We start from the raw sequence: 15749 nt of genomic DNA on the forward strand, positions 1-15749 counted from the left end.
AAAAAATATCCACGTGGAGATTTGAGATTTTCCACGTGGATATTCGAGAAAGGAGTGAATCGGACGAATTTCTCCGTAAAGATATGTAAATAGAGATTAGAGGTTAGAAGTTAGAGGTTAGAGATTAGAGGGCCGATCACTCTGATAGCTCCGATGGTTCCGATACTATCCGATGGATAGGACCTCGCAAGAGGTCCGACGCATCGTAGCCGTCGGTCGGAGGGGCAAAGCCCCGAACGACCGATGGGGGCAAGACGATATCAGTTTATCGACCCCTTGTGGGTCGGACTAAACAAAGGTTATAGTCTCAGTCCGATAGCTCTGATCGCTCCGATAGCTCCGATGGTTCCGATAGCTAACAGCCAATCCATAGTTGACACATTATATATATGGTGACCTCATCTATGCCTCGCTTGTCGCTCATGGGTAGCTCCTGACAGAGCAATTATAGAGACTATTGACTTTTGCAATAGTCTCATTATAATGCGTCAGCTTGAATAAAAGCTTCGGTTTTGCCCGCTATCTCAAAAGTTGTTTGTATATTTGCCACTACTACTAGTGACTATATGCTTATGAAGCAATTACTACATACTCTATATACCCTCGTCGTTTGCGCTCTACTACTGCCTTGTGGAGCATTCGCTAGTGATCAGTGCGTAGCCGCCGAGCATTCCTCCGACCAGCCTCTCACCTTGGTGACAGCGCAAGCCTTAGGCATCGATCAGTCTGCCCCTCAGGTAGAGGTGCGTGACGGATCTATCATACCGCTCTGCGAGTATGAGCAGATGCAGGTCTTTAATGTCATGGGACAGGAGGTACGCAACGAGCATTTGCCGTCAGGCGTCTACCTCGTGCGCCTTGTCGTGCAGGGAGAGACCTACACACTCAAAGTGGTCATACGCTAATCCGACTACTAAAGCTATTCATGTAGCCCACTCGTCGAGAGCTATCCGCGTTGTGCTGTGCTATCGTTAGCCAGACTCACGTGGAGGATAGCTCTCTTGTAATATATCCCATCCTATGCTTGATCAAATCCAGCAACTTCAATCAGCACTCTCCAACCTCGTAGCCTCTACACCCGAAGAGGCCGAGCAACTACGCATAGCTTATCTAGGTAAAAAAGGACGCATCACCCAGCTCTTTGAGGCCTTTCGTCAGCTTCCCCCCGAGGAGAAGCGACAGTTAGGTGCAGCACTCAATGAGCTCAAGCAAGAAGCCACCGCGCGCATCAAGGAGCTCCTAGCCTCTGTTGCGACACAGTCGGTGCAGCAGACGATCGATCTGACCCGTCCCGCCGTACCTTATCCACAAGGCTCGCGTCACCCGCTCACGCTCATACAGGAGGAGATCTGTAATATCTTCGAGCGGATGGGCTTTAGCATAGCTGAGGGACCTGAGGTAGAGGATGACTGGCACGTCTTTGAGGCGCTCAACTTCCCGCCAGACCATCCCGCACGAGACATGCAGGACACCTTCTTTGTGGATCACAAGAGCAATATACTCCTCCGCACCCACACCTCATCCGTGCAGACACGTGTCATGAAGAGCCAAGAGCCGCCCATACGCGTCCTCTGCCCTGGGCGAGTCTATCGCAATGAGGCTATATCTGCGCGTGCTCACTGCTTCTTTCACCAGATCGAGGGACTATACATCGACCGCAACGTGAGCTATGCCGATCTCCGAGAGGCGTTGCTCTTCTTCGCTCAGTCGCTCTTTGGGGCCGATACGCAGATACGCTTGCGCCCGTCTTACTTCCCCTTTACCGAGCCGAGTGCTGAGATGGATATCTCGTGCGGCTTGTGCCACGGCGAGGGGTGTGGCTTCTGCAAGCATACCGGATGGGTCGAGATCTTGGGCTGCGGTATGGTCGATCCTAACGTGCTGGAGAACTGTGGCATCGATAGCTCCGTCTATAGTGGCTACGCCTTCGGACTAGGTGTAGAGCGCATTGCCAACCTCAAGTACAATGTCAAGGATCTGCGCTACTTCTCGGAAAACAACCTAGACTTCCTCTCGCAGTTTACCGCACACACTACACCACTCTAAAGGCTGCTCAACGACGTGACGCTTGACGAACGCTACCGCCTGGCACTGGAGGGGCTTGCACAGCTCTATCCCAATGCCGATACGGAGCTTATCTACCACGACCCCTTTAGTCTACTCGTAGCGGTCGTGCTCTCGGCACAGTGCACCGACAAGCGGGTCAATATGGTGACGCCGCAGCTTATGGCGCACTACCCGACGCCCGAAGCGATGGCGCGTGCCTCGGTCGATGATCTGCTAGTCTTCATGGGGAGCGTCAGCTATCCAAACAATAAGGCGAAGCACCTCATCGGACTCTCCGAGCGGATCGCCCAAGAGCATCACGGCATCGTCCCCTCAACGCGCGAAGAGCTGGAGTCGCTCCCAGGTGTAGGACGCAAGAGTGCTAGCGTGATGCTAGCCGTCTGCTTTGAGACGCCAGCGATGCCAGTCGATACACACGTCTTCCGTGTGGCTAAGCGCATCGGGCTTGCATCCTCACGTGCTACGACGCCCTTAGCGGTCGAGCAAGCACTCGTCAAGCGCATCCCACAGGCACAACTCATACGTGCGCATCATCAGCTCATCTTGCTAGGACGCTACATCTGCAAGGCGCGCAAGCCTCTCTGCGCTGAGTGTACCCTCCACAACTGCTGTCGCCACTACGCCACAGCAGCCAAAAAGCAATAAGCACATACACAAGCAGCCCACAGGCAGAGCGTTGCATACCCTGTGAAGAGCGAGGACTTATAGTCTCTGCTCCATAGAGACTATCGACTTTTGCAACAGTCTCACATAACCTTTGCACGCCCTATCTGCTAGGGGCTCATAAACTACGAGGGAGACTTCCGCTACTATGCGGGAGTCTCCCTCGTGATATATTACAGTGCTGTGTCTCCTATAGGAGACTGTTGACTTTTGCAACAGTCTACAGTCTCATTAGGAGCGTCGCACTGTGGTCCTAGTAGACCATCGGTTTACTCTTACTTGACGATGCGCGTCGTGTAGTTGCCGACGAGGACGATGTAGCCACCAGCAGGTAGTGCGCTGATGTCGAGCGCATGCTCTGTGCTAGTGAGGAGTAGCTGACCCGTGTAGTCGTAGAGACGTACCTCAGCACCCTCAGCAGCACCAGCCACCTCGAGGCGTGTACCGCCGTTGGTCACGTAAGCGACAAGCTGGTTCTGTGTCGGCTGCTCGACAGCCACAGAGAGCCTAAAGGTTACCTTGACCTTGGTGTCCTTGTTGAGAGTAAAGTAGTAGTAGCCTGCTTCTGGTGTAGTGATGGTCTCATCATCGATAAACCACTGGTCGACCTCGTAGCCATCATCTGGCGTAGCTATCACCTTGACTTTGCTGCCAGCGGGTACCTTAGCACCACTCTCGATAGGATCTAGGTCTACCGTAGCTGTGACAGTACCACCCTTACTAGCTTCTAGGGTGACGGTGTAGTCGACTGCTGGAGCAGGCTTCTCGGAGAAGACTGCATGTATATCAGCATCCTCGTTAGCCTTAAAGGTATAGACAAAGCCATCCTCTGAGAGTGCCTCTGCAGGTACAGGCTTGCCATTGTTTGTGTAGACCACCTGATAGTCTCCACTTATGGTGAACTTAGCCTTTACCGTGACGTCACTGCCTAGCGGGATTCGCTTCTCGCCGAAGATCTTTAGCGGGTTGCCCGAGCCTCCTGGCTCTAGGTAGGTCGTCTCAAGGTTGCATCCCGTCGGTCCCTCGGAGCTAATCTTTATGAGAGCTGTGGTCTTCTTCTGGGTCTCGGCAAATACCATTGCAAAGCCATCTACCGTGAAGGTATAAGGGTTCTTACCTTCAGTGCCTGGGATAAGCTTAAAGTCATCATCAAGCCAATCCTTGACCTCGTAGCCATCCTCAGGCGTTACGGTCAGTACGACTTCTGCGCCAGCAGCGAGCTTCGCACCACTTTCGAAGGGCTCACCATCTGCTGTACCAGTGATCGTAGCATGCTTATCGCAATCGTAGTAGACGTAAAAGCCTATGGCACCCTCTGTGAAAATAACCTTGATATTAGCTGGCTCCTCTAGAGTAAACTCGTACGTGAGCCCCTCGTCTGTGAGCTGGTCAGCAGCTACTGGGTTATCATTGTGTGTGAAGGCGACGGTCGCTCCAGTGATCGAGATGGTTGCCTCGACTCTTACTTTCGTACCGACAGGCAGGTCTAGCGTTGGGTTGGTACCCTCAGTTGGCCTCTCCCAAGTGGTGCTACCAGGTGTCTGATACTTAACCGTAGCAAAGCCACCTACACCCTCCTCCTGGACTGAGAGCTGAACCTTCTCTATAGGTGCAGCCTTCTGCTCAATTACCGCCTCGATGGTCACATCTGCCTTTAGAGAGTAATACATCGAGGGGTTGTTCAAGTCATTAGGTATTTGTTCACTGCCATTGATGAGGAAGTGCTTAAACTTGCAACCCTCATTGACAGTCGCTTGGATGGTGAGCATAGTTCCATCCTGGAGACGAGTACCTGAGGGTACATCTGCGACGGGACTTAAGGTCTTCACTGTGAGCGTACCATTTGTTGGTTGCTTGTAAGTCACGAGATAGCCACTCTCTATGAGGACAGCCGAGATGGTTGTTGCCTCTGAGATAGTGATTGTCTTCTCGTTGGGGAAGTAACCTCCTTTATCCTCTTTTGCACCATTGATGAGCCAATGGTCTATCTCATAGCCCTCGTTTGGATTGATCACCATGGTGATCTGGCTGTTAGGCTCTACACCTTCTTCTGAGTTGAGGACTTCGCCATCCTTACTGGGACCCTTGTGTAGCTCGATCGTACCATGCTCGGGCTGTACGACTGTGACAGGGACGAGTGTCGGAGCTGACAAGCTCTTGAACTTGACAGAGACGGTGACATCCTTCTTTACCATGTAGTAGGTGACCTTAGGCCTACTGCTAGAAGGCTTAATCTGCTGCCCATCTATGAGCCAACACTCGATGTCATAGCCATCATCAGGCTTTACCTCCATTCTTAGTTCAGTACCCGAGTTAACCGGGTCTCCCGACTTAAGTTCCTTGAAGGTATCACCAGTTTCTACTGTAAGAGTACCACCTTCTGTAGGCGGTATAATAGTGACGATGCAGGGTTTAGCCGCGACCACCTTGGCAGAGATAGTCATATCCCCTTTAACCGTCTCAGAATCTCCATAGGCTGAAGTAATGGGCTTCTCGACCCCATTGACGATGTAGTGGGTTGCCTCGTAACCCTCATCAGGAGTCACCTGAATGGTTAGATAGGTGCCGTCATCAACCTGACCACCACTCTTCACCTCGACGAAAGACCTTGAGGTGAAGTCATAGTAATCAGTCTTGATGGTGGCGTGCTCCACTTGGTTGATGGTTATTGTGTGCTTCTGTGCCTGTGCCATAAGCGGCAACAGGAAGAAGGTACCCAATAACGCTAAAACAGATAACATTCGTTTCATAAGCGTATATGTTTAAGTGTAAGTGATTTATTTGTCTGTCTATAAGGGTTTGTGTCTCTACACAAGGGGAAAAGAGAGGGCGGAGCCGCGATGCTTCATCTACCTATCTCTCCCCGATGGGCTAAGGTAATGAAAAATAAGGAGATAAACAACTGCCGAGTAATTTCTGTCTTGACGCTGTTTTGAGGCTAATCCCTGCTTTGAAGTGCTGGAGGGGGACTTCAGCACTGAGATGCGATAGCCAAGAGCTTACAAGTCCCGATGCTACTTTGCTTCGAAAAAGTAGCCTCCACGTGGATATTTGAAAACTCCCACGGGAGGCTTGCTTTTCTCGAAAAAGAATGTTAGCTTTGTGGCAACCATAACCCTTAAATGTTTCAAACGATATGACAAGAAAATTACTATCTTCATTACTCCTATTCCTTGCTCTGAGCTACGCACTGGCCGCTCAGCAGACGGGGTGTAAGATCACGCAAGAGCCGAAGGCACTACCGGCTGAGGCGTGCAACTACTCCATCTACGGTACGAGTCCCAATGGACGATACATCTATGGGAACAGTCCTAACTCGACAGCCTTTTGCTACGACACAGAGCGTGACACCACCTCGCTCTTCTTCTCTGAGGCGGGTGATGAGAAGTATATGATCTACGCAGTCTCTGATGCTGGTGAGATCTTTGTTGCTCTGGATGAAATGGGTGCTTTTGTCTACAATATGGCACAAGAGAAGCTACACGAGATCAAGACCCCTGATAGCAACTGGCCTGACGTAAGACCTGTCTACGTGACTCCCGACGCCAAGCACCTCGTGGGGTACGTGATGGATCCGACCTATGCTCAGAAAAGCATGACGCTCCCGATCTATGGTACACGAGGTGAGGACGGCTCCTGGACGATTAAAACGCTCCCCATGCTGGACAAAGACTACCTAGGCAGTAAGCCTCACTACACGCAGGCTTTCTTCTGCTCGTCTGATGGTAAGAAGATCCTAGGGCGACAAAACACCCGCAACGGCTCTGACAGACCGCTCTTCTGGCAGTTAGATGAGCAGGGGCAGTATCAGTGCTCTACGCCTTGCGACTCATTTCTCTACAATCTAGATGCGCCATTGCCTGGTCCCCAGCCTGAGTGGGAGGACTATGTGACGGCAGACTATGAGAAAGAGCCTGACCTATACAGACAGCAAGAAGCGGAGTTCAATAAGGCATACGACGCTTGGCTAGAAGCGTATGACAAGGTGTTTAAGGGTGTCGCTATTGATCTCGCTTGGCAGATTATGTCTCCAGCAAGTGGGTACTGGATGATCTCGATCCAAGAGGAGGTTGGTGAGGGCTATGCGAACATCTCCTATCCAGGTGCATTAAATGTCGCTGATGGCAGCCTCGAGAGGATCAACATCAAGGAGGCTTATGGTCTCGGTGGGGTCGGGCGTACTAATGATGGTGGCTGGCTCTGCTATCCCGATGGTAGCCGAAGCCGCTCTGATCGCAATACCTACATAGTTTACCCAGATGGAAAGAAGATGATTATGCTGGAGTATCTTAAGAGCTTGACGGGTAAGGATCTGTCTGAGTTCTTCACCTACTCCTACACGCCTGATGGAGAGACGGAGCAAAAGAGTATCACAGATATGGGTACCGTGCAGTTTTCTGCTGATGGTAAGACTCTCGTAGCTTGCGCTGTAGATAGGACGGGTACTAACTACTATCGCAATGCTTATCTACGTATTGACAAGCACTTCCTCGCTCAGCCTCTAGGGGTTGATCCCGTAAAGTTGCAGCCTAACGAACTCTCGATCCTCTGGCAGGGTGATGCACTCCTCTTCTCAGAGCCTGCTACGGGTACGCTCTACCTCTATGACACGGCCGGTAGACTGCTAGACAGCTACACGCTGGCAGCTACCTCAAGGCTCTCCCTGACAGACCTAGCTCAGGGCCTCTACATCGGTCAGGTTGTCACGGAGCGTGGCGTTAGCACCGTACGATTCATTCGTTAGAAGACGTTTCTGACAAAACGAACCAGTCCCGCAAGGAGTCTACAGCGATGTAGTACTCCCTGCGGTACTGCTGTCTGCTGACTCGGGTCAGAGAGAGTTCTTTAGACGTTAGAAGTTGACCGAAAAGTCCATGTCCAGGCCTATGCGATGAATTAAACTGGACCCTGAGTAGATGCCCATCTTGTAGTCAACGCCAGACCGCCATGCCCCACGTGGGGAGTAAAAAATATCCACGTGGAGATTTGAACCTCCCACGTGGATTTCATGTTTTATAGTCTCATCACTCCGTAGTGACTCTGCGGAGATGGAGCGACACGCTCTTATTTAGTCTCCTCCTCCTGATCGATGAAGTGGAGGTAGCTGCTGAGCGTGCGCTCTGCTTGTCCTACTTGTTGTGGCGTGTAGAACTGCGCATCGATGAGTTCGTCGGGCAGGTACTGCTGCTGTGTGTAGTGCTTGGGATAGTCGTGCGGGTAGCGGTAGTCGACACCGTAGCCGAGGTCGGACATGAGCTTAGTAGGTGCATTGCGCAGATGTAGCGGGACTGGCAGATTGCCCGTCTCACGTACCTTGGCGAGGGCGGCATCGATGGCGAGGTAAGCGGAGTTGCTTTTTGGCGAACCTGCGAGATAGACGACTGCCTCGGCGAGTGGTATGCGACCCTCGGGCCATCCGATGAAGTCGACCGCATCGGCAGCGGCCTGCGCCACGACGAGCGCCTGCGGGTTTGCCAAACCTATATCTTCGGCTGCTGAGATGACCACACGACGCGCTATGAAGCGGGGCTCTTCGCCACCCTCGATGAGGCGAGCCATCCAGTAGAGTGCTGCATCGGGATCGCTGCCTCGTATGCTCTTGATGAATGCGGAGGCGATGTCGTAGTGCAGCTCACCGTCACGATCGAAGGCGGCGGGCTGCTGGCGCGCTACGCTGGCGATCGCCTCGCCGGTCAACTGTACCGTGGTCTCGTCGGGGTGCTGCTCGAGTGCCATCGAGAGGGTCATCTCGAGGAGGTTGAGTAGCTTGCGGGCATCACCGCCTGCGAGGTGGATGAGTAGCTCACGGTCGGCACCCTCTAGGGTTACTTGGTAGCGAGAGAAGAGCGGATCGGTGGCGAAGACACGGTCGATGAGTTGCGAGAGATCGCTATGCTCCAATGGCTTGAGAACGAAGACTTGACAGCGTGAGAGGAGCGGGCGGATCACTTGAAAGGAGGGGTTCTCCGTGGTAGCTCCGATGAGTGTCACCACGCCCTGCTCGACGGCTGCTAGCAAGGAGTCTTGCTGAGACTTGGAGAAGCGGTGTATCTCGTCGATGAAGAGGATGGGCCGTCCCTGATGCTGTGAGAAGAGACCAGACTGCGCCTCTTTGGCCTCCTGCAGAGTCTTGCGCACATCGGCTACGCCTGAGCCTACGGCCGAGAGACTATAGCAGCGGCACTGCATCATCTGCGAGAGGAGCCGTGCTAGGGTTGTCTTGCCGACGCCGGGCGGTCCCCATAGGATCATGGAGGGTATGTGTCCCCGCTCGAGCATAACGCGCAGTGGGGCATTCGCACCGACGAGGTGAGACTGTCCGACATACTCTTCGAGCGTCTTAGGACGCATCCGCTCCGCTAGCGGTATCTGCTCTACTGACATATAGTGCAAATGTAAGAAAAGAGTGACTGTTGGCTATTGTAGGGGGAAAGGTCAGTCTGCGAGAGACGATAGGTAGCGAGTGATGCCTCGGCGGATGGATATTAGTCCGAAGCGTGACGGATCGATCTCTGCGGGTGTGAGCCAGCAGAGCTGCGCTACGTCGTCCATCGCTCTTACGGCAGGCATCTCGCTCGGTAGCTGAACCGTGTAGAAGAGATCTAGCGTCGGCACGAGGAAGTCGCTGTAAAGGTAGCTGTTGGGTAGAGAGAAGGCGTAGGCAAACTGCTCCGTGGGGAGTCGTAGTCCGCTCTCTTCGCATAGCTCTCGCTGCGCAGCCTCTTCGCCTGTCTCGCCCTTGTCGACGAAGCCGCCTGGGAGGTCTAGCGTCCCCTTGGCGGGCTCTTTGCCTCGGGTCGCCACGAGTAGCCGGCCCCGCAGATCCCGCACGAGGAGGGCCACCGCGGCACTCGGGTTGTGGTAGTAGGTGAAGCCACAGCTCTGACAGTGCTGCGCCTTGACACCATGCGCCTCCAAGCGGTCAGCACCACAGCGCGGGCAGTAGTCGAAGGTCTCGCGTTGGCTCATACTTACAGGTTCCGTTCACGAGCTAGCGAGGCTGCACCCAGTACGGCCGCTTGTCCCTTAGGGAGTGAGCTGAGGAGGATCTGAATAGAGCCTTTGTAGATGTGGAGTAGTGCTTCGTCAAAAGCTTTGCGCACTGGCTGTAGGAGCAGGTCGCCACACCGTGCTACGCCTCCGAAGAGGACGAAAGCTTGCGGTGCTGAGAAGCAAGCGAACTGCGCCAAGGCGCGTCCCAATATCTCTCCCGTCTCCTCGAAGACCTGTCGCGCTAATGAGTCGCCTGTCGCTAGAGCTACCTCTGCCACAGTCTTGCTGGTCAGCTCTTCGTCAGGTATATCACAGAGTTCGCTCCACATGCCTTGTTCTAGACAGAGCTTCTTCAGGCTCACGGCACGTCGTGCTACGGCAGGTGCTGCGACAGAGGCTTCGAGACAGCCGTATCGTCCGCAGCCACAGAGCTGATGCGGCTCCCCGACGGCTAGGTGTCCTAGCTCACCAGCCTTGCCTTGGTAACCACGTATGAGGCGACCATCGGCATAGATACCGCTACCTACGCCTGTGCCGAGGGTTATCTCGACAAAGTGGTCTAGCCCACGCGCCACGCCGTAGCTATGCTCACCGAGCGCGCTCGCATTGGCATCATTGTCTAGGACGACGGGTAGTCCTGTACGTGCCGAGAGCTCAGCAACGATAGGACTGATGCCAGCCCAGGGTAGATTGACCGCCTCTTCGATACAACCGGAGAAGTAGTTGGCATTCGGAGCTCCGATGCCTATTCCGACGACCTGGTTTGTGAGGCCCGAGTTAGCGATCATTTGCGTTATCTGCTGGCTCAACGCCTCGACGTAGTCAGCGAAGAGGCTCCCGTTTTGCTTCGTCAAGAACGTCTGCGAGGCGACTATTTGCCCCTCATCATCGACGATGCCTAGCTCAGTGTTGGTACCACCTATGTCTATGCCTAAGTATAGTGACATGTTGTTGCTCTATATAATATAAGGAGTGGGCAATGCTTAGTAGCTCGACAGACTCTCTAGAGGAGGATATGTCTTGCTAACTTAGCATTGCCCACTTTGTTATTACATACGTTGCTCTTGGGGCTTACTCATCGATCTTGAGCAGATCGCCAGTCGTCTCAGCGATGCGCTCGTAGTAAGCCTTGTCGTAGCCGGGGAAGTAAGGCATATCGCTCATACCATAGCCGTTGGTCTTGAACTGCCCGTTCTCCTCCTTCTTCATGTTTCCGTCCATATACTTGACGAGTAGGTACTCGCCGAGCTTCTTCCAGCGGTGTGTCGCATAGTCAGCGGTCTCGCAGGAGAAGGTCGTGAGGACCTCACGAGCCTTCATCGGGTCTTGCTGGTAGATGGCTAGAGCCTGCTGATCGATCTCCGAGACGATCTTGTCGAAGCTCTGCTCCAGTTGCTGCTGTACGGGACGGATATCCTTCATCATAGGAGCATAGCGAGCGTAAGCCATATTGGCTACCCAGTTGTGGATCCAGAAAGCACTCGTCCAGGAGAAGTGCATCATATCGCCATTGCCCACACGGTAGCACTCAGGCGTGCGGAGTGAAGAGCAGTAGACAGGCGTAAAGACAGCCGTATTGGCATCATCTACACCAAACCACAAGATGCTGAAAGCGTCCGGCAGGTTAGGTCTGAGCTGAGCTACTAGCACGAAGCCCGTCTGCTGTGTAGCGATGGCACGCTCATTGACGTAAGTCTGACCATCTACCTCGAAGGTCATCGGGCGCCAGCGGTAAGGCACAGCGTAGGGACCAGCACCTACGTCCTTGGTCATATCCATCGGTGTACCCTCGTAGTGGTCACGCATCATGTCTCGTACGTCAGCGACAGAGAGCTTGCGGTTGGGGACAACGTAGAGAGGCATAGGCTTGGAGGCCTTCTCGTCACCCATGACGAAGCGCTCGTACTGCTTCATGTTGTCGCTAAACTTATTGAAGAAAGCCCACACACGCGCCTCGCAGCCACGTAGGCCACCTGGTGTGTAGGGGTTGTAAGCCTTTTGGAAGCTAAAGTCCCGGTCCGAACCCTTGAAGAAGCCTCTCTCACGAGCGAAGTCGATCACGTCGGGAGCGTAGAGACAGTTCTCAGGATCGTTGAACTTAATTTGCTGGATGCGAGATTGGTTAGCATGCGCTGAGATTGCATTGTCAGGGATACGCATAGCGACCCATACGGCGCCCTTGCCGTACTTACCCTTGCTAACTAGCTCGAGCACCCACGCCTCATTCTTGTCAGCTATGGAGATGCTCTCACCAGAGCTAGCGTAGCCATACTCCTTGACCAGAGTAGTCATCACCTCGATAGCCTCACGAGCCGTCTTAGCGCGCTGCAAGGTTACATAGATGAGGCTACCATAGTCCATCAAGCCATTAGGATCCATTAGCTCCTCACGACCACCCCATGTAGACTCGGTGATAGCTAGAGCGTGCTCATTCATATTGCCGATGACGGCGTAGGTGTGTGCCACCTCAGGTATCTGTCCAAGAGGCTTGCCCGAGTCCCACTCAGTGATTTGTCGCATAGAGCCAGGAGCGTGATCGGCAGCTGGCCAGTAGTATAGCTCACCATAGAGTGTGTGTGAGTCGGCACTATAAGAGATCATCACCGATCCATCGGCGGAGGCATTCTTGCCAACGAGTAGCCCTGTGCAGGCGTAGCTCTGGCTTGTGCCTAGGAGTAGAAGTGTAGTGAGTAGGGCTAAGAGCCTAGTCAGTGCATTCTTTGTCATAGTTCTTGATTACTATATTGTTAGGATTGATATGTGCAGTATATAAACGAAGAAATCACCAACCTACCACGCTGTGGTGCGATTGGCGATTCCAAAGATACGAAAAAAAGAAAGAAGGCACAGGGGAACAACCATATCGATAAAAACATTTGTGCCTTCTTTCTGGTGCCCGTAATGCCCTCGTAAAAAGCTTAAATCCAAAGGCAGGCACAACGCGTGTCACCACGCAATACATTTATTTTACTTCCGATACCCGCACTCGCGCGGGTCTTTCTCAATCCTTAGAGAGCCTACTTATGGGAAGGTTTAATTGGGGAGGAAGATTCGTCCTTGCTGTCCTGACTTTGCAGACGCCAGTGGCTTGATGCTACGCTCAGGCTCCTCTCCCGCTCTAGGTCTCTAGTAGGTACATTGGACTGCAGTGGTTGCGCTGTAGCGGTGTGACGTAGACATCCTTGCCGACGCGGATCCCCTCAGCGAAGAGACGTATGTCAAAGGTCTTGCGTACTAGTTCGGGGTGGTTGTTTTCCTTGCTGAGGTGGCAGAGGAAGACGTTGCGCATCGTGGGCTGCCAAATACGGCAGAGGAACTCCACCGACTCATCATTGCTCAGATGCCCCAGAGGACCACTGATCCGCTTCTTGAGGAAGGGCGGGTACTTACCAATTCGGAGCATCTCGGGATCATAGTTGGACTCCAGCACCAGATGGTGTGCCAAGCTAGCGTAGTGCTCTATCGTCGGGGTCAGATGACCTATGTCTGTCGCTAGGGTAAAGGAAAAGCCATCTGCCGAAGAGATATGGTACCCCACATTGTCTGCGCTATCGTGAGGTACGGAGAATGGAGTCACCACGAGTCCTATCAGTGCAAAGGGTACCTCCGGCTCGATATCATAGCGCATATCGTGCTTGATGCGCTCCATGCCTCTCATATAGTCTAGCCCGCATTGCACTGGATGAGTTGCATAGACAGGTAGTCCGTAGCGATTGGCCAGCTTGCCTACGGTGCGTGCATGGTCGGCATGATTGTGCGTCAAGAGGATCGCCTGCACATCGTGCTCTAGCGAGAGCCCCGCTTGCTCTAGACCAGTCTTGATATCGTAGAGTGCTATGCCCGCATCTATGAGGAGCCCCTGCCCATCGTGCTCGAGGTAGTAGCAGTTGCCCGTGCTACCACTTGCTAGGCTCATAAATCGTATCATACCGTCAGTTCGCCACGCAGAGAGACTTGCATCAGATGCGCCACCTCCTCTGGAGATAGATCTTGCGCTAGGAGGTACATGAGCTTTGTGGTAGCACTCTCGGTGGTCATGTCACCTCCTCCGATGACGCCCGTCTGGCTGAGCACATTGCCCGTCTCGTAGCGCCCCATGACGACCGATCCGGAGTAGCACTGCGTCACATTGACGATCGTGATGCCACGTGCCACGGCGCCTTTTATCGCAGAGAGAAAAGCTTCGCTCGTTGGCGCATTGCCACTGCCGAAGGTCTCTAATACCACTCCTCTGAGGTCTGGCGTGTGTAGGATGTGATCTAGGAGTGAGGCTGATAGTCCAGGAAAGAGCTTGAGCACCACTACGTGCCCATCGAAGGCGGGTCTCCACGCTTGCGACAAAGCTGGCTCGTCAAAGCCGATAGCACTCGGGCTATACTTAATATCGATCCCTGCGAAGGCTAGGTGCGGATAGTTGGGTGAGGCAAATGCCTCAAAGTGCTCGGCACTATACTTGAGCGTGCGGTTGCCACGGTAGAGGTAATCCTCAAAGTAAACGGCCACTTCGGGGATCATAGGGGAGCCATCGGCACGTCTAGCCAAGGCAATCTCAAAGGCTGTGATCAGATTTTCCTTACCATCCGTCCGCAACCGCCCTATGGGTAGCTGCGAGCCGGTCAAGATGACGGGCCTGTCTAGCCCCTGTAGCATAAAGCTCAGCGCAGAGGCGGTGTAAGCCATCGTGTCCGTGCCATGTAGTATGACGAAGCCATCATACTGGTGCATCTCTCGCTGGATCATCTCTCCTAGCCAGACCCACAGGTCGGGCGTGATAGCCGAAGAGTCTATGGGCGGGTCGCACTGCTCTATGTCGAAGGTGCAGTGGAGCTGATCAAGCTCTGGCACATGCTCCCGTAGGTAGTCAAATTGGAATGCTTTGAGCGCACCGGTCTCTATATCTTGTACCATCCCGATGGTCCCGCCTGTGTAGATAACCTTCAGGTGGGGTAGGGCGGTGGTCATATCTCTATCTGTAGTCATGGAGGAGGAATAAGTCTTCAGTCAAGCCTATGTGCAGTCTTTTTTTCTGCGCTTACAAAGATACGGATATTTCCCTTTGCGATAGAGAGAACTAGATTTTGCCCAAGGCTGACGCATTATATACAATGAGTTCATCGACCTCTCGACTCCTCGCTTGTCGCTCTTGTGTAGCTGTTGGCTGTTAGCTGTTAGCTAGTAGTGCTAGTGCTCTTGGCTGGGCAAATTCGACGCTGACTAGTTACAATAATTTAGATCTGACTACATATCGATATGGTGCTGTGTCGGGGAAAAGTGATTTCTACGTGGATATTTCGAAATATCCAGGTGGAGAATTTTTATTTTCCACGTGGGGAATAAAAAATTCTTCGGAGGAATCAAATGAAACTTCGGAGGAAATGAATGACGCCCACGTGGAAAATAAAAAATATCCACGTGGCGATTTGAGATTTTCCACGTGGATATGCGAGAAAGGAGGGAATCGGACGAATTCCCCTGTAAAGATATGTAACTAGAGATTAGAGGTTAGAAGTTAGAGATTAGAAATTAAGGATCGGAGAGCAGGGTTACTCTTGAGACACAGGATAGCCAGCATCTATCCATCCGAGGATTCCATCCTTGAGGTTAACGATTTGGTATCCTTCCTTTACCAGTAGCTGGGCTGCCATCATGCTCCTCTTGCCCGACCGACAATAGAGGTATATGGGCTGACTTTTGTCGAATCTCGCTTTGACTAGTTGAGTGAAGTGTGACTCATGCACATCTATATTGATGGACTTCTCGATGTGACCTTTGGCAAACTCATCTGCTGTGCGTACATCAAGTAGCTGTACGGTGGCACTACTTATTTCCGCTTTGAAGGTAGCTGAATCTACCGATTTGATTCCCTTTGATGCATGGCATGATCCTATTAGCATTGATAGTACTCCCATAATGATGCAGTAGTAAAGTGTACGTGTCATATATATAATGTGTTGTGATACTAATATAACGGCTCGAACAGCAAAGTGTTGTCCTAGAGAGCAATTTTATCTGATTTAATGCTAGAC

Annotated in this window: 12 protein-coding genes; 4 read left to right on the forward strand and 8 right to left on the reverse strand. The window is 52.7% G+C overall.

Annotation, left to right across the window (positions count from 1 at the left end; all coding sequences use genetic code 11):
* The first annotated feature begins 572 nt into the window (after positions 1 to 572).
* From RDM37_RS06280 to nth, 3 genes are all read left to right on the forward strand, one after another.
* Positions 573 to 905, forward strand: coding sequence for a T9SS type A sorting domain-containing protein (locus RDM37_RS06280; RefSeq protein ID WP_308555963.1), 333 nt, complete (start codon positions 573 to 575; stop codon positions 903 to 905).
* Positions 906 to 1020: 115 nt separating this feature from the next.
* Complete coding sequence (gene pheS, locus RDM37_RS06285) at positions 1021 to 2046, forward strand: phenylalanine--tRNA ligase subunit alpha (RefSeq protein ID WP_299368917.1); 1026 nt, start codon at positions 1021 to 1023, stop codon at positions 2044 to 2046.
* A gap of 15 nt (positions 2047 to 2061) precedes the next feature.
* Positions 2062 to 2712 (forward strand): endonuclease III, encoded by a 651-nt coding sequence (nth, locus tag RDM37_RS06290; RefSeq protein WP_308555965.1) that lies wholly within the window; start codon positions 2062 to 2064, stop codon positions 2710 to 2712.
* A 293-nt stretch (positions 2713 to 3005) separates the two neighbouring features.
* Here nth and RDM37_RS06295 read toward each other — a convergent pair whose 3' ends face one another.
* Positions 3006 to 5423, reverse strand: coding sequence for a hypothetical protein (locus RDM37_RS06295; RefSeq protein ID WP_308555966.1), 2418 nt, complete (start codon positions 5421 to 5423; stop codon positions 3006 to 3008).
* A gap of 443 nt (positions 5424 to 5866) precedes the next feature.
* Here RDM37_RS06295 and RDM37_RS06300 point away from each other — a divergent pair, with 443 nt between their 5' ends.
* Positions 5867 to 7474, forward strand: a complete 1608-nt coding sequence (locus RDM37_RS06300; protein WP_308555967.1) for a T9SS type A sorting domain-containing protein — start codon at positions 5867 to 5869, stop codon at positions 7472 to 7474.
* Between the two features lie 320 nt (positions 7475 to 7794).
* Here RDM37_RS06300 and RDM37_RS06305 read toward each other — a convergent pair whose 3' ends face one another.
* The 7 genes from RDM37_RS06305 to RDM37_RS06335 form a co-directional block, all read right to left on the reverse strand.
* Entirely contained in the window at positions 7795 to 9114 is a 1320-nt protein-coding gene (locus RDM37_RS06305; protein WP_308555969.1) for a replication-associated recombination protein A, read from the reverse strand.
* Positions 9115 to 9165: 51 nt separating this feature from the next.
* Positions 9166 to 9699 carry an NUDIX domain-containing protein gene (locus tag RDM37_RS06310; RefSeq protein ID WP_308555971.1) on the reverse strand — a complete coding sequence of 178 codons (534 nt, stop codon included), beginning with the start codon at positions 9697 to 9699 and terminating at the stop codon, positions 9166 to 9168.
* Between the two features lie 2 nt (positions 9700 to 9701).
* Positions 9702 to 10670, reverse strand: coding sequence for an ROK family protein (locus RDM37_RS06315; RefSeq protein ID WP_308555972.1), 969 nt, complete (start codon positions 10668 to 10670; stop codon positions 9702 to 9704).
* A 124-nt stretch (positions 10671 to 10794) separates the two neighbouring features.
* Positions 10795 to 12450, reverse strand: coding sequence for a C69 family dipeptidase (locus RDM37_RS06320; RefSeq protein WP_308555974.1), 1656 nt, complete (start codon positions 12448 to 12450; stop codon positions 10795 to 10797).
* Positions 12451 to 12841: 391 nt separating this feature from the next.
* Complete coding sequence (locus tag RDM37_RS06325; RefSeq protein ID WP_308555976.1) at positions 12842 to 13651, reverse strand: MBL fold metallo-hydrolase; 810 nt, start codon at positions 13649 to 13651, stop codon at positions 12842 to 12844.
* A complete protein-coding gene (locus RDM37_RS06330; protein WP_308555978.1) occupies positions 13648 to 14703 on the reverse strand; it encodes a type I asparaginase in 1056 nt (351 codons plus the stop codon). The genes RDM37_RS06325 and RDM37_RS06330 overlap by 4 nt, the downstream gene beginning before the upstream one ends.
* Positions 14704 to 15266: 563 nt before the next feature.
* On the reverse strand, positions 15267 to 15662 hold the full coding sequence (locus RDM37_RS06335; protein WP_308555980.1) for a rhodanese-like domain-containing protein: 396 nt from the start codon (positions 15660 to 15662) through the stop codon (positions 15267 to 15269).
* Positions 15663 to 15749 lie beyond the last annotated feature (87 nt).

This window comes from uncultured Porphyromonas sp. (assembly GCF_902489635.1).
Classification (GTDB): Bacteria; Bacteroidota; Bacteroidia; order Bacteroidales; family Porphyromonadaceae; genus Porphyromonas.

Coding starts and splice junctions, on each gene's coding strand:
- RDM37_RS06280 (WP_308555963.1), top strand. CDS start 573: ATGAAGCAATTACTACATACTCTATATACCCTCGTCGTTTGCGCTCTA.
- pheS (WP_299368917.1), top strand. CDS start 1,021: ATGCTTGATCAAATCCAGCAACTTCAATCAGCACTCTCCAACCTCGTA.
- RDM37_RS06295 (WP_308555966.1), bottom strand. CDS start 5,423: ATGGCACAGGCACAGAAGCACACAATAACCATCAACCAAGTGGAGCAC.
- RDM37_RS06300 (WP_308555967.1), top strand. CDS start 5,867: ATGACAAGAAAATTACTATCTTCATTACTCCTATTCCTTGCTCTGAGC.
- RDM37_RS06305 (WP_308555969.1), bottom strand. CDS start 9,114: ATGTCAGTAGAGCAGATACCGCTAGCGGAGCGGATGCGTCCTAAGACG.
- RDM37_RS06310 (WP_308555971.1), bottom strand. CDS start 9,699: ATGAGCCAACGCGAGACCTTCGACTACTGCCCGCGCTGTGGTGCTGAC.
- RDM37_RS06315 (WP_308555972.1), bottom strand. CDS start 10,670: ATGTCACTATACTTAGGCATAGACATAGGTGGTACCAACACTGAGCTA.
- RDM37_RS06320 (WP_308555974.1), bottom strand. CDS start 12,450: ATGACAAAGAATGCACTGACTAGGCTCTTAGCCCTACTCACTACACTT.
- RDM37_RS06325 (WP_308555976.1), bottom strand. CDS start 13,651: ATGATACGATTTATGAGCCTAGCAAGTGGTAGCACGGGCAACTGCTAC.
- RDM37_RS06330 (WP_308555978.1), bottom strand. CDS start 14,703: ATGACTACAGATAGAGATATGACCACCGCCCTACCCCACCTGAAGGTT.
- RDM37_RS06335 (WP_308555980.1), bottom strand. CDS start 15,662: ATGACACGTACACTTTACTACTGCATCATTATGGGAGTACTATCAATG.